This window comes from Pseudomonas sp. F9001, assembly GCF_013385435.1.
Lineage (GTDB): Bacteria > Pseudomonadota > Gammaproteobacteria > Pseudomonadales > Pseudomonadaceae > Aquipseudomonas.
On the sequence record NZ_JACAPX010000004.1, the window covers coordinates 139,443 to 158,923 of the forward strand.

Genomic DNA, 19,481 nt, shown 5'->3' on the forward strand with positions numbered 1-19,481 from the left:
CTATTCGTTGATGCGACGGGCCAGGTTGTTCGCACTGTCGATCAGCACCCGGCGGTAGTCGTTGTAGTTTTTGATCGCATCGGCCCGTGGGGCGACGATGCACAGGGTCGCAATGCTGATGCCTTGGGCGTCCCGGACCGGGGCGGCAAAGCAGTGGGTAAAGGTGTCGGCGACACTGTCGAAGGAGAAGAATCCGTCGAGAGTGGCCTGACGGATTTGCCCGAGGAAGGTTTCCAGAGGCAGGCGTTGGCCGTCCGGGAGGATGAAGTCGTCGTAGTCGATCAGGTCGATGATTTGCTGGTCGCTCAGGTGGCCCAGCAGCAGGCGGCCGGAGGCGGTCCAGGGGATCGGCGCGTTCTCGCCGATGTCTGAGGAAATGCGGAAATGCCGCTCGCCTTCGCGCATCAGGGCCACGGTGTATTTGCGGCCATTGAGCAGGCACATCTGGGCGGTTTCGTGGGTTTGGCTGACGATTTCCTGCAGGGCGTGGTCGGCTTCGCGGGTCAGGTCGAAATGGCGCAGGTGGGCCTGGCCGAGGAAGTACAGCTGACGGCCGAGGTAGACGTGACCGTCCTTGCCGACGGTTTCGAGGATGCGCCGTTCCAGCAGCGAGGCCACCAATTCGTAGACCGTGGATTTGGGGCTACCGATGCCGCTGGCGATGTCATTCGGGCGCAGGGGCTGGCCGATTTCCTTGAGGAAATCGAGGATATCGAACGCCCGGTCGAGGCCTTTGGCGCGGCGTTTGATGGTGTCTTCGGTCATGGCAGTTTCGGGTCCCGTCAAAGGCTTAAAATCGCAGTAGATGAGTCCTCTGTGGCGAGGGAGCTTGCTCCCGCTGGAGTGCGAAGCGCTCCCGTTTTTTTGGGGCCGCTACGCAGCCCAGCGGGAGCAAGCTCCCTCGCCACAAACGAGTTTCATCACTGCAAGTTGCGGTCGATCATTTAGCCTTTTTTCTTGTAGGCCACGCAATCGATCTCAACCTTGCAATCGACCATCATGTTCGCCTGCACACACGCCCGCGCCGGAGCATGTTCCGGGTTGAAGTATTCGCCGAAGACTTTGTTGAAGCTCCAGAAGTCCCGTGGGTCTTCCAGCCATACACCCACGCGCACCACGTCTTCCAGGGCGTAGCCGGCTTCTTCGAGAATCGCCACCACGTTGCGCATGGTCTGGTGGGTCTGCTCGACGATCCCGCCCGTGATGATTTCACCGTCCACCGCCGGCACCTGGCCCGACACGTACAACCAGCCATCCGCTTCCACCGCGCGGGCGAAAGGACGAGGCTGGCCGCCGCCTGCAGTGGCGCCGGTGCCGTAACGAGTAATGCTCATAATGGATCTCCTGAAGTGATGATTCAAAAACGAATGTTCTTGAGAAATTCCGCCAGTCGCGGCGATTGCGGGCGTTCGAAAATGTCTTTCGGCGGCCCTTGTTCTTCAATGCGGCCCTGGTTCATGAAGACGATCTTGTCCGAGACTTCATAGGCAAAGCGCATTTCGTGGGTGACCAGCAACATGGTCATGCCCTCTTCCGCCAAACCCTTGATTACGCTGAGCACTTCGCCCACCAGTTCCGGGTCCAGGGCCGAGGTGACTTCGTCGAACAGCATCAGGCTCGGGTTCATCGCAATCGCCCGGGCAATCGCCACGCGCTGTTGCTGGCCGCCCGACAGTTGGCCCGGGAAGTGATTGCGGCGCTCCAGCAGGCCGACACGGTCCAGCCATTTTTCCGCCAGTGCAACCGCCTCGTCCTTGCCCATCTTCTTGACCTTGAGCAGGCCCAGAGTGACGTTCTGCAATGCGGTCAAATGCGGGAACAGGTTGAACTGCTGGAACGCCATGCCGGTCATCGCGCGGTGCTGGGAGATCACCCGCTCCGGGTGGCGCACGCGCTTGCCGCCGACCTCGCTGTAGCCGATGGATTCACCGTCGAGGGTGATCTGGCCGCCCTGGAATTCTTCCAGCAGGTTGACGCAACGCAGCAGCGTGGTCTTGCCCGAGCCGCTGGAGCCGATCAACGTCACGACGTTGCCGCGCTGCATGCTCAGGTCGACGCCCTTGAGCACTTCCACCGGGCCGTACTGTTTACGCAGGCCGCGAATGTTCAGCAGTGGCTGGCTTTCTTTAGAGAGTTGGTTCATGGCAACGCCACCCGCTTTTCAATGTAACGCCCCAACAATTCGATGGCGTAGTTGATGACAAAAAACATAAAGCCTGCAAACAGGTAGAACTCCAGGGTCATGAACGTCCGGGCGATGACCTGTTGGGTGCTGAGGAGCAGCTCGGCCACACCGATCACCGACAGCAAGGTGGAAGCCTTGACGATTTCGGTGGACGAGTTGACCCAGGTTGGCAGGATCTGCCGCAGCGCCTGGGGTAACAGCACGTAGCCCAGGGATTGATAGAAGGTCAGGCCGATGGCCTTGCCCGCTTCCAGTTGCCCCTTGGGAATGGCCTGCAATGCACCGCGCACGATTTCCGAAACGTGAGAGCCGCAAAACAGCGTCAGGCCCACGGCACCGGCCTGGAACGCAGTGATCTGCCAGCCAAGCGCCGGCAGCATGTAGAAGCACGCCAATACCAGCACAAACACCGGCGTACCGCGGATCAGGTCGACGTACAGGCGAAACGGTGCGCGCATCCAGAATTTGCCGTAGGTCAGGATCAACCCGGCAACGATGCCGATCAGGGTGCCGAAGATAATGGCCAGGGCCGAGCAGTAGACGCTGGTCTGGAACCCCGCCCAGAGGGTTTCCCGGGCGATCCACAACTCATGCAGCCAGCTGGGGGATTCGTACATGGGCGCTCCTTAGCGGCGAATTGCCAAACGCTGTTCCAGGTAACGGAGCAGCATGGCAATGAGGTAACAGGCAGCCACGTAGAGCGCGGTCGTGACCATCCAGGTTTCAATCACCCGGTAGCTTTCGACGTTGATCTTGCGGGCGTAATAGGTCAGCTCCGGCACCGCGATGGCGGCCGCGAGGGAGGTGTCCTTGAACAGCGAGATAAAGTTGTTCGACAGCGCCGGCAGCACGTTGCGCAGCATCACCGGCACGGTGATGTACGCGCGGATACGCCATTCGCCCAGGCCAATGGCCAGGCCCGCTTCACGCAACCCCTTGGGAATGTTCAGCAGGCCTGCGCGAAAGACCTCGGTGAGGTAGGCACCGGCGTACAACGACAGGGTGATGATGAACGAAGGGATCTTGTCCAGCCGGATACCCAGGCTGGGCAAGGCGAAGTAGATCAACAGGATCAGCACCAGGATCGGGGTGTTGCGGATCACCGTCACATACACCGAGGCCACGATGCGCAGCGCACGGTGTTTGGACAGCATCGCAAACGCCATCAACAGGCCGATCACGCAACCGATGGCGATGGACAGCAGTGCCAGTTCAAGGCCTAGGCCGAGCCCCGCCAGCAAGCTGGGGAAATCGCGCCACACAGCGGCAAAGTTCAACTGATAGTTCATGGTCGGCAGTACCTGATTGGGGCGCCGTCAGCGACGCCCCAGGGTTTACGAATTACTTGAACTCAACCGGGAAACCGATCGCAGGCTCTGGCAGGTCCACACCGAACCATTGCTTGAACGAGGCCTTGTACATTGGGAATTCCACACCGGTCATGGCTTCATGCAGGGCGGTGTTGACGAAGTTCAGCCAGTCCTGGTCGCCACGCTTGACAGCGCACGCATAGGTTTGCGGGCTCCAGGCGTAGCTCGGGCTGCGGTAGCGGCCCGGGTTTTGCACCATCAGGTACTTGACCGAGGACTGGTCGGTGGCGGCGGTGTCGGCACGCCCGGAGTTCACGGCCTGGTACATCAGGTCGACGCTGTCGTACTGGTCGACCTTGGCTTTGGGCAATGCCTGGTGCACCAGCTCTTCGGCGTAGACGTTTTGCAGCACGGCCACGGTGACGCTGTCGCCAGCGGCCTGCAGGTCTTCGATTTCCTTGTACTTGCTGTTGGCCGGCAGCAGCAGGCCCACACCTTCGCGGTAGTACGGCAGGGTGAAGGCCACCTGCTGCGCACGGCTAGCCGTGACGGTGATGAACTGGCAGCTCATGTCGACCTTGTCGGTCAGCAGGTTGGGAATCCGGGCATCGGAAGACTGCACCACGTATTCGACTTTGCTCGGGTCATTGAACAGACCCTTGGCCACGATGTGGCCGATGTCGATGTCAAAACCCTGCAACTTGCCATCCGCTCCCTGGAAGTGCCACGGCGCATTGGTACTGCCTGTACCCACGATCAGGTGCCCACGCTTGAGCACTGTATCGAGCTTGCTGTCCGCCGCCTGCACTACGCTGGCGAGGGAAGCCGATGCGGCGAAGAGAAAAACACACGCTTTGAACACGGAAGGTCGGTGATGCATGACAAGCACTCCAGGGGTTGTGTATTCCGCTATACCGGAACTTAGTATGTAACAACGGAATAGACAGCAGAAAGTGTGCCACACGCAGTAACAGAAAAATATTTCGAGATTAATTTCTTTTTAAATCAAATGGATAGATTTTTATCAGCGATAAGGCACTGGGCCAGCCGCTGCAATCAGATTGCTACCGTTGGCTACACACCGGGGTGACAGGCCACATTTGGGTGCGGGGGCGGGTCGTTACCGTGCACGAAAGCGGTGCAGTGGCCGGATGGAAGAATTCCGTGGCTGGGCTAGTCTTGGCAGATGATCGACCCCCCCAAGGAACGCGCTCAGATGAAGATCAGTCTTGTCCTTATGTTGTTGTCGCTGGCGTTTGCCACCCAGGTGTTCGCCAAGAATGACCGGCGCGAATGCAAGGCCGAGCTGGTCAGGCTGAAGGCGGCGTTCAGTACGAACTACACCACGCAGAATCATCATGGGTATCGCAGGGCGAAGGATGCCAAGGATCAGGGTGACTATAAGCAGTGCGTGGGGTTGGCGAAGAAGGCTCGGGAGCGGGCGGAGCGCTGAAGGCTTTGGGGCTGCTGCGCAGCCCAGCGGGAGCAAGCTCCCTCGCCACAATGGGCCAGTTGGAGGTGGGTACCTGTTAGTTTTGACAGTAGACGGTTTTGATCGCCGGGATTAGCGTGGGCCAGGCCTTTCGCTCAAGGAGATCATCATGGGAATTGCAACGGCGGTGATTGCCGATGCCGAGCAGTATCAGCAGTTGCTCAAGACGCATAGAACGGTGTTCATGCTGTTTGTTTCGCAGCACTGCCCGGCCTGCGGGGAAGCCGGGCCACTGTTTGAACGGATTGCCGGGAAATACGCCAGTTCCGTGAAGAGCCTGGTGCTCGACACTGCCCGAACCCCTAGGCATCCCGAGGTTACCGGCACGCCTACCCTGCTGGTTTTCCAGAATGGCAAGATGATCAATAAGCTGGAGGGGTTCGACGAAAAAACGCTGAGGGAGACGTTCGCCAGGACCAGAATCAGTCCTCCAACATCAACCGCGCCGTACCCGAAACCCGAATCGAGGCACCCTTTTCATCGGTGATCTGCGCCTGCAAGCGCGAACGGCTGCCCATGTCCTCGCCTTGAATGATGTCGATGCGCCCGTTGTGCGGCCAGCCCAGGTCCCGCAGGTAGCCGGCAAAGGCAGCGGTCGCGGCACCCGTGGCCGGGTCTTCGTACACGCCGCCCACCGCAAACGGGTTGCGGGTGTGGAACAGTGTCGGGCTTTCGGCAAACACCAGCACCACGGTACCCAGCCCGGCGTCGGTCATGTAGCGGCGACCGGCTTCCAGTTCATAGTGCATCTGGCTGAGTTTGGCGCGGCTGGCGAGCGCCAGCACCAGATGGGAAATGCCGGCATGGATGATCGCCGGCGGAATGCTCGGGTCCAGGTCATTGCGGGTGTAACCGAACAGGGTCAGGCCCGCGTCCACCAGGGCATCGTTGGCCGGTGCGCTGCGGGTTGGCGGGGATTGCAGCGCGGCCTCGATCAGGTCGCCTTCGCTGCGGCCGCTGACGGAAATATCGCCGTTGTTCAACGCCAGGTGGAATTCGCCATCGCCCAGCGCCAGGCTCAAGGCCGCACCGAGGGCGATGGTGGCATGCCCGCAAAACGCAACTTCGGACTCCGGCGCGAAGTACCGCACGCGCCAGCCGTCATCCTGCGGGCAGGCGAATACGGTTTCCGAAAACCCGACTTCGTGGGCGATACGCTGCATTTCTGCAGCTTCCGGCAGGCTGTCACCGATCCAAACACCTGCAGGGTTACCGCCCTGGTTGCCGTCACAGAATGCAGAAATCTTAAGCACGTCCAAAGTCATTCGGGTAACCCTTCCTTAACGGTTCAGTGAGCGGCGATGCTATCCAAAGGCCAGCCCAGCGTCGAATGAAATTCACCCGTTAAAGAGGGGCCAGCAACACCTGCGTGACCCGCCGCTCCTCCACCGCCGCCACGGTCAGGCGCCAGCCTTCATGTTCCAGGCTGTCACCGACCACCGGCAGTCGATCCAGCAGGCTCATCACCAGCCCGGCCAGGGTCTGGTAATCCTCCGTCGCCACAGCCTTGAAGCCGGTGCGCTGGCGGATCAGGTTGAGGTTCAAGGCGCCATTGACGCGAAAACCACCCTCCTCCTCGACGATATCCGGGCCTTCGACCTCACTCGCATCCGGCAACTCACCGGCGATGGACTCGAGGATGTCGGTCATGCTCAACACCCCGATAAAGTCGCCAAATTCGTTGATCACGAAGGCAATGTGAGTCGACTCCTGACGCATCTGCTCCAGGGCATTGAGAATCGAAAAACTCTCCAGCAAGTTGACCGCCCGGCGCGCCAGGTGCTCCAGGTTCGGCTCGTTACCGGCCAGGTATTCCTTGAGCAACTCCTTCTTGTGCACAAAGCCCAATGGCTCGTCGACATTACCGTCGCGGATCAAGGGCAGACGCGAGTAAGACGAATGCATCAGTTTCAGGCGGATAGTGTCGGGATCGTCCGACAGATCTATAGAGTCCACCTTCGCCCGAGGCGTCATCAGCGTACGGATCGGGCGTTCAGCCAGTTGCAGCACGCCACTGATCATCACCCGCTCGCGCCGGTCGAACAGCGGCCCGCCGTTGGCATCGGGGTTGTCCAGCAGGTCGGCGACCTCTTCACCCACCTCCTCCACTGCCAGATTACGCCCGCCGAGCAAACGCATCACCGCGTGGGCCGTACGCTCACGCCTCGGCAGCGTGCCCTGGGCCGACTTCTTGCGGCGCGACCGGGCGATCTGGTTGAACAGCTCGATCAGGATCGAGAAGCCGATGGCCGCGTACAGATAGCCTTTGGGAATGTGGAAGCCCAGGCCCTCTGCGGTCAGGGCAAAACCGATCATCATCAGGAAGCCCAGGCACAGCATGATCACCGTCGGGTGGGCGTTGACGAAACGGGTCAGCGGCTTGCTGGCAACGATCATCAGGCCGATGGAAATGATCACCGCGATCATCATCACCGCCAGCTCATCCACCATGCCCACGGCAGTAATCACTGCATCCAGGGAGAACACCGCATCCAGCACCACAATCTGCGCAACGATCGGCCAGAACATCGCATAAGCCACGTTGCCAGTGCGCTGAGCCACATGCCCTTCAAGGCGCTCATGCAATTCCATGGTGGCCTTGAACAACAGGAACACACCACCAAACAGCATGATCAAGTCACGGCCCGAGAAACTCTTGTCGAACACCTCGAACAGCGGTTGGGTCAGGGTCACCAACCAGGAAATACTTGCCAACAGGCCCAGACGCATCAGCAACGCCAGGGACAAACCGATCAGACGCGCACGGTCACGCTGCTCCGGCGGCAGCTTGTCCGCCAGGATCGCGATAAACACCAGGTTGTCGATGCCCAGCACCAGCTCCAGCACAATCAAAGTCAACAGGCCGAGCCAGGCCGTTGGATCCGCTAACCATTCCATTTTTCAGTGTCTCTTCAAGTTTTTCAGAATGCCGGGCACGGCAACGCACGGTCGAGGGACCGGGTAAGGGTAGGCAATCGGAAGACGGGGTGCCTGGCCTGGAGGCAGGCGATCAGCGGGAACGGCGACAGTGCATGTCTTGGGGAAAGACGACTGGGAGGCTCCGAGAGGGTGTTCATGTAGGTCCTGTTGTGGGAAAAGGACTTGAATCGTACAGGCGAAACAAGAATTTCCTACAATGCAAAACTATTACAAGATCTGTAACTGCTTCAGAACGGCCCCTTCGTCATCACCCGCTCATCGATAAAGCTACGCAACATCGCAATACGCTGCGTATAGGCCTGGGTCAGGCAACTGACCTGAGCCCCGCACGTATGGCGTTTTTTTAGCCACACAGCCTGATCATCCATCAACGAACCGCGCCCGCCCATGGCCATGAAGTGCCGGTTGAGGTCATAAAGCAGCGCCATGGTCACGTCCTGATCATTGAGGGAGCGCGTGGCACAGATGGTTTTCTCGTCAGGCGCCTTCGCCCGGTCACAGTCAAAACTGGCCGCCAGGCTTGCAGGGCTGAGCCACAACACGGAAAACCCGGCGAGCACTGCAAATACCGCCGGTTTAATCAAACGAACTGCCATGAAAATTACCTCCTACAGAGGGCTACGCGCCACACCCTGCCCAAACCGATAAATCGCCAGGCAATACCCAATCAACGCCACCGCTGCCAGCAACCCGCCCGCCGCGCCGATCCAGGCAAAACCAAAGTGGCTGCCCACCCAACTGCCCATCAACGCCCCACCGCCAATACCGATGTTGTAGATCCCGGAAAACATCGCCATCGCCACATCCGTGGCATCCGGCGCCAGCACCAGCACCTTCGATTGCAACGCCAGGCCAAAACCCATGATGGCCATGCCCCAGAACACACTCAGGGTCACCAGGTACGACACCTCGCCACTCAACGGCAGCAACAACGCCAGGCACAGCGCCAGGATGGTCACCGCGCTGATCAGGAAACGATGGGGGCTAAAGCGATGCACCAGGCTGAACAACAACGAGCCAATGATCCCCGCGCCGCCAAACACCAGCAGGATCAGGGTCACCGTATTGCCACTCATACCGGCAACACCTTCAACAAACGGCTCAACATAACTGTAGGCAGTGAACTGCGCCGTCACCACCATCGCCGTCAGCACATACAACGCCACCAGCGCCGGGCGCTTGAACAACAGTGGCAAGCTGCGCAGCGAACCGGAGTTCTGGCTCGGCAGCAGCGGCAAGGTGCGCGCCAGCCAGAACACCAGCCCGGCGGCAAACGCGCCGATCACCAGGAAGGTGGTGCGCCAGCCCATGGCTTCGCCCAGCAAGCGGCCCAGCGGAATACCCAGAACCATCGCCAGGGAAGTACCGGTAGCCAGCAACCCAAGGGCCTGCACCTGCTTGCCCTCCGGCGCCAAACGCACCGCGAGGGAGGCAGTAATCGACCAGAACAACGCATGGGACAGGGCAATGCCGACCCGGCTGAGCATCAGGATGCCAAAGCTGGTGGCCACGCTGGACAGGATATGGCTGGCGATAAACATGCCGAACAGCACGATCAGCAGCTTGCGCCGCTCGACGTTACGGGTCAGCAGCATCACCGGCAGCGAGGTCAGGGACACGATCCAGGCATAGATGGTCAGCATCAGGCCGACGCTGGCGATGGGCATGTCGAAGCTCGCGCCGATGGCACTCAGCAGGCCGACCGGTACAAATTCGGTGGTATTGAAAACGAAAGCGGCCAACGCGAGAGCGAAGACCGGTTGCCAGTTGGCTTGAGGTGTTGCGGCGGAAATGCTCATTTACAGGTCGTCGTACTCGTTTGCGCGCAGATCAAGCCGGCCCGATGCCGGGCCTTGAGCCGCGCGCAAAAAATAGTAACACGACGATTCAGGGATCGACTTGCCCCATCAGCTCGGGAATCGACTCAGGACGCTTGGCATAGCGCTGGGCCAGCGCCGCGCAGACCATCAACTGGATCTGGTGAAACAGCATCAGCGGCAAGATCAGCACCCCCATGCTCGCCCCGGCAAACAACACCTGGGCCATCGGCACACCGGTGGCCAGGCTTTTCTTCGAGCCGCAGAACAGAATGGTGATCCGGTCTTCCTGGCTGAAGCCAAAAGCCTTGCCCAGCACCGTGGACGCCACCAGTACCAGCACCAGCAACACACAGCACGCCACCACCAGGCCACCCAGTTCCCACAACGGAATCTGGTGCCAGATGCCCTCGTTGACCGCTTCGCTGAAGGCGCCGTAGACCACCAGCAAAATCGAACCCTGGTCGACGAACTTCAGCCAGGATTTGTTACGCCCTACCCACTCGCCGATCCAGCGACGGGCGATTTGCCCGGCGATGAACGGTAGCAACAATTGAACACTGATTTTCAGGATCGCATCGACGGTGGAGCCGCCATCGCCATGCACATTCAGCAGCAACGTCACCAGCAATGGCGTCAGGAAGATCCCGAACAGGCTCGACGCCGCCGCGCTGCAAATCGCCGCCGGGATATTGCCCCGGGCCAGCGAGGTAAAGGCAATCGCCGACTGCACGGTGGCGGGCAACGCACACAAATAGAGCATGCCCATGTACAGGTCTTTACCGATCAGCGGCGACAACACCGGCTTGAGCGCCAGGCCCAGCAACGGAAACAGCACGAAGGTCAGGCTGAACACCAGCAGGTGCAGGCGCCAATGACCCGCACCGGCAACAATGGCCTGGCGCGACAGTTTCGCGCCGTGCAGGAAAAACAGCAGCGCGATGGCCAGGTTGGTCACCCAGCCAAAGGCCACGGCGGTCTGGCCGCTGGCGGGCAGCAGGGACGCGAGGATCACCGTGGCCACCAGGGTCAGCGTGAAGTTGTCAGGTAAAAAGCGTGGGCGGGTCATAGGCCAATCTTCCAGGGGTTGCCAAGAGCATCGTCGCGACTCTAACGTAACGGCTTATTACCGACTAACGCCAATGAGCCAGTAAATGCCGCCAAAAGGACATGACAAAACTGTGCGCCGCAGCGTGCCCGGGCTTTCCAGCCTGCCCAGGCCGGTGTATGGCCGCACCGAATCCCTGCCCAACCGCGCGCTGACCCGCCGCCATAGTCACCCGTGGGTGCAGTTGTCCTACGCGATATCCGGGGTGCTGGAGATCCAGACCAGCGTAGGACGCTTCGTCGCGCCACCCCAGCGGGCCGTGTGGATACCGGCCGGCATGCCACACCGGGTGTTCAGTTCGCCCCATACCGAGATGCGCAGCCTGTACCTCGATTGCAGCGTCACCGCCTGGGCGGCTGACCGCTGCCAGGTGCTGGCGGTGAGCAGCCTGTTGCGCGAGTTGATTCGCAGCTTCAGCGAATTGCCGGTGGAATACGCCGAGGATGGCCCGGATGGACGGCTGGCCCAAGTGGTGCTGGACCAACTGGCCGCCGCGCCCCAGGTCGACCTGATGTTGCCGCTGCCCGCCGACAGCCGCTTGCGGCAGATTTACCGCAGCCTGAACCTGCACCCGGAGCAGCAAACCACCCTGGGGCAGTGGAGCCAGAAACTGGCGGTCAGCGAGAAAACCCTCAGCCGGCTGTTCCTGAGCGACACCGGCCTGACCTTCCGTGCGTGGCGCCAGCGCCTGCGATTGTTGAGCGCCCTGCCCGCCCTGGAACAAGGCGAACGCGTGACCGATGTGGCGCTGGCCTGCGGCTACGAATCCACCTCGGCCTTCATCAACGCCTTCCGCCAGCAGTTCGACGCCACACCCGGTGAGTTCTTCCTCTGATCATCAGACAACAAAGACCTCAAAAAGAGAACAGGGCCCCCGTGGGAGCGGGCTTGCTCGCGAATGCGGTGGTTCAGCCAGCACATGTATTGACTGACCCACCGCATTCGCGAGCAAGCCCGCTCCCACATTTTGTCCCGCGTTGATCCCGTTAGCGTTGCGCCTTGGCCAACACCGCCTGCAACAACACATCCGCCCCCGCCGTCGACCACTGCGGATGAATCTCCTCCGCCTCGTTATGGCTCAACCCATCCACACACGGCACAAAAATCATCGCCGTCGGCGCCACCCGGTTCAGGTAGCAGGCATCATGCCCGGCCCCGGAAATCATGGCGCGATGGCTATACCCCAACGCTTGCGCCGAAGCCCGCACCACCTCCACACACTCAGGGTCGAAGGCAATCGGCGCGTACTGGAAAATCTGCTTCACGCTGTGCTGCAAACCAATCCCCTCGGCAATCCGCGCCACGGCCGCCTGCAGTTGCTGATCCTGATACCCCAGCACCGCTTCATCCGGATGCCGAAACTCCACACTGAAAAACACCCGCCCCGGCACCACGTTGCGTGAATTGGGGAAGATGTTCGCCATGCCCACCGTCGCCCGCCCTTCGGCGCCCTGTTCCAGGCCGATCTGGTTCACCGCCTCCACCACCCGGGCAAATCCGAGCAATGCATCGAGCCGGTGATCCATCGGCGTCGTCCCGGCATGAGCGCTGCGCCCGCTCAGTTCCACTTCATACCAGCGCTGGCCCTGGGCGCCGGTGACCACACCGATGGTCAGGCCCTGTGCCTCAAGAATCGGCCCCTGTTCGATATGCAGCTCAAACGCCGCATGCACCGCCTGGCCACCCACCGGATGCGCACCGGCATAGCCAATCTGCTGCAATGCCTGGCCGATGGTGATCCCGGCCTTGTCTTCCCGGGACAGGCCGTACTCCAGGTCAAACACCCCGGCATACACCCCCGAGGAAATCATCGCCGGCGCAAACCGCGAGCCTTCTTCGTTGGTCCAGTTCACCACTTCGATTGGCCGCTCGGTTTCAATCCCCAGGTCATTCAAGGTGCGCACCACCTCCAGCCCGGCCAGCACGCCGTAGATACCGTCGTACTTGCCGCCCGCCGGCTGGGAATCGCCATGGGAACCGGTCAACACCGGGGCCAGGTGATCCTGGCGCCCGGCGCGACGGGCAAAGATATTGCCCATGGCATCCACCCGAATGCTGCAACCGGCCGCCTCGCACCATTGCACAAACAGGTCGCGACCGCGGCGGTCCTCATCCGTGAGGGCCAGGCGCGAGACGCCGCCCTTTTCGGTGCCGCCGATCTGCGCCATTTCCATCAGCGAGCCCCACAGGCGCTCGCCATTGACCCGCGCCAAGTCGTTCATGAACGCGGCTCCTGGGCTTTGGCCCGGTAGCGGAAGTCACAGTAATGGGCACCGCCCATGATGGTCTGGGTGCGGGTCAGCTTGATGTCCGGGTTGTAGCCGACGATAAACAGTTCGTCGCGGTTGCAGGACAGCAGGTGACCGATCTCGCCCAGGCCCATCTCGTGGTACATCTCGGCATAGCGGCAGCGCTTCACGTCATAGTCGTAGTGCTCGGCGTCGCTGGCGATGATCTCGACCTTCAGCGCATCGTCCTTTTCCCAGAGCACTTGCAACTCGACGAAGCTCTTGAGGTCGGCGCCCTGCTCTTCCAGTTCGGCAAAGTGCTTGCCGGCCTGAATCGCCGCATTGCCCACCGCCTCGCCGATCACCGCCGCCGCAAAGGCCTTGCCCTGCTCGCGCACCAGGATCTCGTAGATCGGCTTGATGATTTCGGCTTCGATCCGCCGCCGGGCCAGGATGCCCAGTTCACCTTCCAGCTTGCTCATTGTGTGCCTCCGTCAGCTCCACAGAATTCGTTTACTTGCCGCCCGCCACACTCACTGGCTGCCACTGATTGCCCTTGACCTGATACACGGTGAACGACGGCTTCTTCAAATTGCCCTCGGTATCAAACGCAATGGTCCCGGTCACGCCCTGGTAGCTGATGGCGCGCAGCACCGGCAGGTACTTTTGCGGGTCCACCGAGTCGGCCTTCTCGATCGCCGCCACCAACACCCCGACACCGTCATAGGCAAACGGCGCGTGCAGTTCGATCGGCGCCTTGTAGCGATCCTTGTAAGCCTGCTCGAACGCCTTGCCACCCGGCATCTGTGCCACCGCCAGGCCCGGCTCCAGGGCAATCACGCCCTCGCCTTCGTTCTGCGCCAGTTGCAGGAAGGTCTGGCTGACAAATCCACCGGCCCCCATCAGTGGTGCCTTGATGCCCAGTTGCTTGATACGCCTGGCCAAAGGCGCGGCCTGGGAATCGACGCCACCAAAGAAAATCAGGTCCGGGTTCTGGCTGCGGATATTGGTCAGCACTGCGCTGAAATCGATGGTCTTGTCGTCGACGTATTCACGAGACACCACCTTGGCGCCACCGGCCTCGATGGATTTGACGAACTGGTCCGCCAGGCCCTGGCCGAATGCGGTGCGGTCGTCGATCACCGCAATGCGCCGGGCCTTGAGGGTGTTCAAAGCATAGTCGCCGGCCACCTGGCCGCCATCGTCGTCATGGCCCATGATCCGGAAGCTGGTGTCGAAGCCCTGCTGGGTATACGCGTGCCCGGTAGCAACCGGGGCGACTTGCGCGATACCTGCATCGTGATAAACCCGCGCCGCCGGAATGCTGGTGCCGGTGTTCCAGTGGCCAACCACGCCCACCACGCCTTCGTCCACCAGGCGCTGGGCCACGGTGACGGCGGTGCGCGGGTCGGACTGGTCGTCCTCGGACAGCAGCTTGAAGGTCACCGCCTCGCCGTTGATTTTCGGGTGCTTGGCGTTGGCCGCGTCGATGGCCAGTTGCGCGCCGTTTTCCAGGTCCTTGCCGATCCGCGCCGACGGGCCGGTCAACGGCCCGGCCAGGCCGATCAATACGGTCTGGTCGGCCTGGGCCATGGCACTCGCCAGGCTGCTCAAGGCCAGGCCGATCACTAGGGTGTGCTTGAAAGTCTTCATCAGTGGTTCCTGTTTCTTTACGGGCAGGTCGGAACACGCCGGGCGTCCGGTAGCGTCAGGGTTGATTCATTCACCGAGGTAGGCACTGCGCACCTCGGGGTGGTCGAGCAATTCATGGGACGGGCCAGTGAGGCTGATGCGCCCGGTGTCCATCACATAGGCACGGTCGGTGACCTGCAGCGCGAGCCGGGCGTTCTGCTCCACCAGCAGCAGGGTCATGCCCTGGCGGCACACGTCGTCGATCACCTGGAAGATCTTCTCCACCATGATCGGCGCCAGGCCCATGGACGGTTCGTCCAGCACCAGCAAGCGCGGCTTGGAGAGCAGCGCCCGGGCCAGCGCGAGCATCTGTTGCTCGCCACCGGAGAGCAGGCCGGCGGACTGCTGCAGGCGCTCCTCCAGACGCGGGAAGTGCTCGAACAACTGGCGGATCTCGCGGTTCACCTGCTCGCTGTCACGACGCAGGAAGGCCCCGGCCTGGAGGTTTTCCAGGACGCTCATGCGTGCAAAGATCCCGCGCCCTTCCGGTACCATCGCAATGCCCTGGCGCAGCAATTGGTCCGGCGCCTGGCCGAGGATCGAACGCCCGGCGAAGTGAATCTGCCCCGCCGCTGCCGGCAGCAATCCGGTCAGGGCCTTGAGGCTGGAGGTCTTGCCGGCACCGTTGGCGCCGATCAACGTCACTCGCTCGCCTTCGCCGATGTGTAAATCCAGGGACTTGACCGCTTCGATGGCGCCGTAGCGCACCTGCAAGCCGTCGACTTTCAATAAAGGTTCAGACATGGGCGCTGGCTCCCAGATAGGCCTGGATCACCGCCGGGTCGCGGCGCACCTCGGCAGGCGCGCCCACGGCGATCACCTGGCCGTAATCGAGCACGCTGATGCGGTCGCACACCCCCATCACCAGCTTCACGTCATGCTCGATCAGCAGCAGCGTGTGGCCGTCGTCGCGGATCTTTTCCAGCAGGCCGCGCAGTTGCACTTTCTCGGCAGCGTTCATCCCGGCGGCCGGCTCGTCGAGGGCCAGCAAACGTGGTTCAGTGGCCAGGGCCCGGGCGATTTCCAGGCGGCGTTGGTGGCCGTAGGAGAGGCTGTCGGCGCGGTAATTGGCGAACCCCGCCAGCCCGACATACGCCAACAGGCGATGGGCATGGGCGCGGGTTTGCGCTTCTTCTTCCCGGGCTCGACGATGGCGACTCAAGGCGGCCCACACGCCATTGCGGGTGCGCACATGGCGGCCGACCATGACGTTTTCCAGCGCGCTCATGGTGTTGAACAGGCGGATATTCTGGAAGGTCCGGGCGATGCCAGCCTGGGCCACCTGGTGCACGCTGGCCGGCTTGTAGTCCTCGCCGTCGAGCCGGAAGCGCCCGGAATCCGGGGTATACAGGCCGGTCATCACGTTGAAGAAGGTGGTTTTACCGGCGCCATTGGGGCCGATCAAGCCATAGATCTCCCCAGGCTGGATGCTCAGGCTCACGTCGGTGAGCGCCGCCACGCCGCCGAAGCGCTTGTTCACCTGGTCAATCTGCAACAGCGGCTGATTCATCGCGCCACTCCTTTCGGCCACAGGCCTGCCGGTCGATAGAGCATCGCCAGGATCAGCGCGAGCCCGTAGAACAACTGACGAATGATTTCCGGGTCCACCAGCACCTGGCCGAACAGCGCCTGCTGCAACGGGCCCATGCTCGCGCGCAAGGCTTCGGGCAACGCCGCCAGCAATACGCAGCCGAGAATCACCCCCGGGATATGGCCCATGCCGCCGAGCACCACCATCGCCAGCACCGCGATGGACTCATTGAGAGTGAAGGACTCCGGCGAGACAAAGCCCTGGAACGAGGCGAACAACGCCCCGCTCACGCCGCCAAACCCGGCACCGATGGCAAACGCCAGCAGCTTCAAGCGCAAGGTGTTGACGCCCATGGCCTGGGCCGCTTCCTCATCTTCACGAATCGCCACCCAGGCCCGCCCGATGCGCGAACGCTCCAGGCGAATGCAGGCAAACAGGATCAGCACCACCAGCGCGGCGAACAGGTAGTAGTACAGATAGACCGAAGGCAGGCGCAGGCCGAACAGCTCCTGGGTGCGCCCGAGGTTGATCCCCAGCAGGTTGACCGGGTCGACCTGGGAAATACCTTTGGGCCCGTTGGTGATGTTCACCGGGCGATCCAGGTTGCGCAGCAATATGCGGATGATTTCACCAAAGCCCAGGGTCACGATGGCCAGGTAATCGCCGCGCAGGCGCAAGGTCGGTGCGCCCAACAACACGCCAAAGCCCGCTGCCAGCAACGCGGCCAAGGGCAGGATCAACCAGATCGAGGTGTGCATGCCCGTCGGCAGCAGCGCCATCAGCGCCGGGAATTGCTGCAACAGATGCGGCGATGACAGCAATGCGGCGAGGTACGCGCCCACTGCGTAGAACGCGATAAAACCCATGTCCAGCAGCCCGGCGTAACCCACGACGATGTTCAGGCCCAGGGCCAGCATGATGTACAGCAACGCGAAATCGAGGGTGCGCACCCAAGTGTTGCCACCGGCATGCCCGACAATCCAAGGCGCCAGCACCAGCGCCACGGCGAACAACACAAGGCCGAAGCTGGCGCGCTGGCGGGAGGTATTCAGGACACTCATGCGCGGGTCGCCAGTCGTTCGCCCAACAGCCCCGAAGGACGAAACACCAGCACCGCGATCAACACGATAAAGGCAAACACATCCTGGTAATTGCTGCCGAACACACCCTGGGTGGCAGCGCCCAGGTAGCCGGTACCCAGGGCCTCGATCAACCCCAGCAGCAGGCCGCCAAGCATCGCGCCCTTGAGGTTGCCGATGCCGCCCAATACGGCTGCGGTGAACGCCTTGATGCCCGGCAGGAAACCCATGTAGAAATGCGCGCTGCCGTAGTTGCTCGCCATCATGATTCCGGCCAATGCCGCCAGGGCGCCGCCAATGGCAAAGGTCAGCACGATGATGCGATTCGGGTTGATGCCCATCAGGCTCGCCACCTGCGGGTTCTCGGCCACGGCGCGCATGGCCCGACCAAAGCGTGTGCGTTCCACCAGCACCAGCAGCGCGACCATTACCGACAGTGCGACGGCAATGGTGGTCAGGGCGGTAGCGTTGGTGATCGCCGGATGCGCCGAAGCGCCCGCGAGCACTTCAATCGGTTCCAGCGGCAGCAGTTGCGGGAACATCTGCGGGTTACGCGTCCACACCAACATGGCGACGGTTTGCAGCAACAACGACACCCCTATGCCGCTGATCAATGGCGCCAGGCGCGGCGCATTGCGCAGGCGCCGATAAGCGACCCGTTCAATCAGCACCGCGAGTACCGCGCAGAACGCCATGGCAATCACAGTGGCTGCCAGCAGCACCAGCACCGGCGGCATCGCCGGCCATGTCACCTGCAACAGGCGAATCACCGAGAGGCCCACCAAAGCGCCAATCATCAACACATCGCCATGGGCAAAGTTGATGATCCGCAAAATGCCGTAGACCATGGTGTAACCCAAGGCCACTAGCGCGTAGAGACTGCCCGTCATCAAACCATTGAGCAGCTGCTGGATAAACGCATCCATGGAAACCATCGACCTCACTACTGACGAGGGCGGCACACTAAGCATCTATTCTGTTTTTATCAAATATCAGAAATTCATATGGTTATGCCAAACGCATAAAGCGCTATAACCGCCATAAATACGGCATTTATGGCTCTTTATTTGCCATCTCACTTAGTATTTAATTCAACACATGAATAATTTAGAACAGCTAGCCAATGACCCGCCGTTGCGTGCCGTGCGCACCTTCGAAGCGTTTGCCCGCCACGGCGGAGTGAATTCCGCCGCCCGCGAGCTGGACGTGTCGCCCTCCGCCGTCAGCCATCAATTGCACCTGCTGGAAAGCTTTCTGCAGCAACCGCTGACCTTGCGCCAGGGCCGCAACCTGGTGCTCACCGAAGAAGGCCGCGAGTACTACCGCGCAATTCGCTCGGCCTTCGCCGTACTGCGCAGCGCCACCGAACACGTGCGGGAAAAAAGCGCCACACGCCAGGTCACCATCAGCCTGATCCCGCTGTTCGGCATCAACCTGTTCATCCCGCGCGTGGCACAGTTCCTCAAGGACCACCCGGCGCTGGACATCAACGTCACCTACGCCAACCACCGCAGCTACCCCAGCGACGCTGCCGATTTATCGATCCGCTTCGGCACCGGGCACTGGCCGGGGTACCACAGCGAGCCGCTGATTTCCGGGGCGGTGACGCCGTATTGCAGCCGCGCATTCCTGGAGCAACACGGGCCGATCGACACACCTGAGGCGCTGAGTGAATTACCGCTGTTGCACGACGAAGAGCGCGGCACCTGGAGCCAATGGTTCCAGGCCGCCGACGTGCATCACGGGACCGCGTTGAATGGTTTGCTGCTGGAGGATGGTCAGTTGGCGCTGACGGCCACGCTGACCGGATTGGGCTGCTCACTGCTGCGCGCGCCACTGGTGGCGCCGCATGTGGCAAATGGGGAGTTGGTGAAGCTGTTTGATCTACAGGTCGATGATGGCCGCCAGTACTACCTGTGCCGGCGGGCCAACAGCGAGTTGTCGAGCGAGGGGAATCACTTGTACGACTGGATCAAGAACAACCTTGCGGGAACCTGAAAACACCGCAGATCCAATGTGGGAGCGGGCTTGCTCGCGAATGCGGTGGTTCAGCCAGCACATGTATCGACTGACCCACCGCATTCGCGAGCAAGCCCGCT

General features: G+C 61.5%; 22 protein-coding genes. 4 read left to right on the plus strand and 18 right to left on the minus strand.

Annotation, left to right across the window (positions count from 1 at the left end):
* The 6 genes from HX818_RS02805 to HX818_RS02830 all read right to left on the minus strand — a co-directional run bounded on the left by HX818_RS02805 (position 1) and on the right by HX818_RS02830 (position 4,375).
* The gene (locus tag HX818_RS02805; protein ID WP_003208002.1) at positions 1–765 is read right to left on the minus strand and encodes an IclR family transcriptional regulator; all 765 of its coding nucleotides are present in this window, start codon (positions 763–765) and stop codon (positions 1–3) included.
* A 179-nt stretch (positions 766–944) separates the two neighbouring features.
* Positions 945–1,334, minus strand: a complete 390-nt coding sequence (locus tag HX818_RS02810; protein WP_003208000.1) for a RidA family protein — start codon at positions 1,332–1,334, stop codon at positions 945–947.
* Positions 1,335–1,357: 23 nt separating this feature from the next.
* The gene (locus HX818_RS02815) at positions 1,358–2,143 is read right to left on the minus strand and encodes an amino acid ABC transporter ATP-binding protein (protein ID WP_003207998.1); all 786 of its coding nucleotides are present in this window, start codon (positions 2,141–2,143) and stop codon (positions 1,358–1,360) included.
* Entirely contained in the window at positions 2,140–2,802 is a 663-nt protein-coding gene (locus HX818_RS02820) for an amino acid ABC transporter permease (RefSeq protein ID WP_010173357.1), read from the minus strand. The genes HX818_RS02815 and HX818_RS02820 overlap by 4 nt, the downstream gene beginning before the upstream one ends.
* A 9-nt stretch (positions 2,803–2,811) precedes the next feature.
* Positions 2,812–3,474 carry an amino acid ABC transporter permease gene (locus tag HX818_RS02825; protein ID WP_003207993.1) on the minus strand — a complete coding sequence of 221 codons (663 nt, stop codon included), beginning with the start codon at positions 3,472–3,474 and terminating at the stop codon, positions 2,812–2,814.
* Between the two features lie 52 nt (positions 3,475–3,526).
* The gene (locus HX818_RS02830; RefSeq protein ID WP_003207992.1) at positions 3,527–4,375 is read right to left on the minus strand and encodes a transporter substrate-binding domain-containing protein; all 849 of its coding nucleotides are present in this window, start codon (positions 4,373–4,375) and stop codon (positions 3,527–3,529) included.
* 336 nt (positions 4,376–4,711) lie between these two features.
* Here HX818_RS02830 and HX818_RS02835 point away from each other — a divergent pair, with 336 nt between their 5' ends.
* The gene (locus HX818_RS02835; RefSeq protein ID WP_177008262.1) at positions 4,712–4,948 is read left to right on the plus strand and encodes a hypothetical protein; all 237 of its coding nucleotides are present in this window, start codon (positions 4,712–4,714) and stop codon (positions 4,946–4,948) included.
* Between the two features lie 148 nt (positions 4,949–5,096).
* Positions 5,097–5,474, plus strand: coding sequence for a co-chaperone YbbN (locus HX818_RS02840; protein ID WP_102369342.1), 378 nt, complete (start codon positions 5,097–5,099; stop codon positions 5,472–5,474).
* On the opposite strand, the gene HX818_RS02845 is transcribed toward HX818_RS02840, so the two are convergent.
* The 5 genes from HX818_RS02845 to HX818_RS02865 form a co-directional block, all read right to left on the minus strand.
* A complete protein-coding gene (locus HX818_RS02845) occupies positions 5,410–6,252 on the minus strand; it encodes a PhzF family phenazine biosynthesis protein (RefSeq protein ID WP_177008263.1) in 843 nt (280 codons plus the stop codon). The two genes, HX818_RS02840 and HX818_RS02845, sit on opposite strands and share 65 nt — an antisense overlap.
* Positions 6,253–6,331: 79 nt before the next feature.
* The gene (locus HX818_RS02850; protein ID WP_177019449.1) at positions 6,332–7,885 is read right to left on the minus strand and encodes a TerC family protein; all 1,554 of its coding nucleotides are present in this window, start codon (positions 7,883–7,885) and stop codon (positions 6,332–6,334) included.
* A gap of 269 nt (positions 7,886–8,154) precedes the next feature.
* Positions 8,155–8,523 (minus strand): lysozyme inhibitor LprI family protein, encoded by a 369-nt coding sequence (locus tag HX818_RS02855; RefSeq protein ID WP_177019450.1) that lies wholly within the window; start codon positions 8,521–8,523, stop codon positions 8,155–8,157.
* A gap of 12 nt (positions 8,524–8,535) precedes the next feature.
* Entirely contained in the window at positions 8,536–9,726 is a 1,191-nt protein-coding gene (locus tag HX818_RS02860) for a sugar transporter (RefSeq protein ID WP_008436945.1), read from the minus strand.
* Between the two features lie 88 nt (positions 9,727–9,814).
* A complete protein-coding gene (locus HX818_RS02865; RefSeq protein WP_177019451.1) occupies positions 9,815–10,813 on the minus strand; it encodes a bile acid:sodium symporter family protein in 999 nt (332 codons plus the stop codon).
* A gap of 85 nt (positions 10,814–10,898) precedes the next feature.
* Between HX818_RS02865 and HX818_RS02870 the strand changes: the two genes are divergently transcribed.
* Positions 10,899–11,687, plus strand: a complete 789-nt coding sequence (locus tag HX818_RS02870) for a helix-turn-helix transcriptional regulator (protein WP_087694199.1) — start codon at positions 10,899–10,901, stop codon at positions 11,685–11,687.
* 151 nt (positions 11,688–11,838) lie between these two features.
* On the opposite strand, the gene HX818_RS02875 is transcribed toward HX818_RS02870, so the two are convergent.
* From HX818_RS02875 to HX818_RS02905, 7 genes are all read right to left on the minus strand, one after another.
* Positions 11,839–13,074 (minus strand): Zn-dependent hydrolase, encoded by a 1,236-nt coding sequence (locus HX818_RS02875; protein WP_177019452.1) that lies wholly within the window; start codon positions 13,072–13,074, stop codon positions 11,839–11,841.
* Positions 13,071–13,562: an L-2-amino-thiazoline-4-carboxylic acid hydrolase gene (locus HX818_RS02880; RefSeq protein WP_177008267.1), complete on the minus strand. Its 492-nt coding sequence runs from the start codon at positions 13,560–13,562 to the stop codon at positions 13,071–13,073. Before HX818_RS02880 ends, HX818_RS02875 begins: the two co-directional genes overlap by 4 nt.
* A 31-nt stretch (positions 13,563–13,593) precedes the next feature.
* Complete coding sequence (locus HX818_RS02885) at positions 13,594–14,733, minus strand: branched-chain amino acid ABC transporter substrate-binding protein (protein WP_177019453.1); 1,140 nt, start codon at positions 14,731–14,733, stop codon at positions 13,594–13,596.
* 66 nt (positions 14,734–14,799) lie between these two features.
* On the minus strand, positions 14,800–15,516 hold the full coding sequence (locus tag HX818_RS02890; RefSeq protein ID WP_003207970.1) for an ABC transporter ATP-binding protein: 717 nt from the start codon (positions 15,514–15,516) through the stop codon (positions 14,800–14,802).
* Positions 15,509–16,282, minus strand: a complete 774-nt coding sequence (locus HX818_RS02895; protein ID WP_177019454.1) for an ABC transporter ATP-binding protein — start codon at positions 16,280–16,282, stop codon at positions 15,509–15,511. The genes HX818_RS02890 and HX818_RS02895 overlap by 8 nt, the downstream gene beginning before the upstream one ends.
* Positions 16,279–17,364, minus strand: a complete 1,086-nt coding sequence (locus HX818_RS02900; protein WP_177019455.1) for an ABC transporter ATP-binding protein — start codon at positions 17,362–17,364, stop codon at positions 16,279–16,281. The genes HX818_RS02895 and HX818_RS02900 overlap by 4 nt, the downstream gene beginning before the upstream one ends.
* The gene (locus HX818_RS02905; RefSeq protein WP_008436930.1) at positions 17,361–18,308 is read right to left on the minus strand and encodes a branched-chain amino acid ABC transporter permease; all 948 of its coding nucleotides are present in this window, start codon (positions 18,306–18,308) and stop codon (positions 17,361–17,363) included. Before HX818_RS02905 ends, HX818_RS02900 begins: the two co-directional genes overlap by 4 nt.
* Positions 18,309–18,480: 172 nt before the next feature.
* On the opposite strand from HX818_RS02905, the gene HX818_RS02910 reads away from it, so the two are divergent.
* Positions 18,481–19,380 (plus strand): LysR substrate-binding domain-containing protein, encoded by a 900-nt coding sequence (locus HX818_RS02910; RefSeq protein WP_177019456.1) that lies wholly within the window; start codon positions 18,481–18,483, stop codon positions 19,378–19,380.
* Positions 19,381–19,481: the final 101 nt, after the last annotated feature.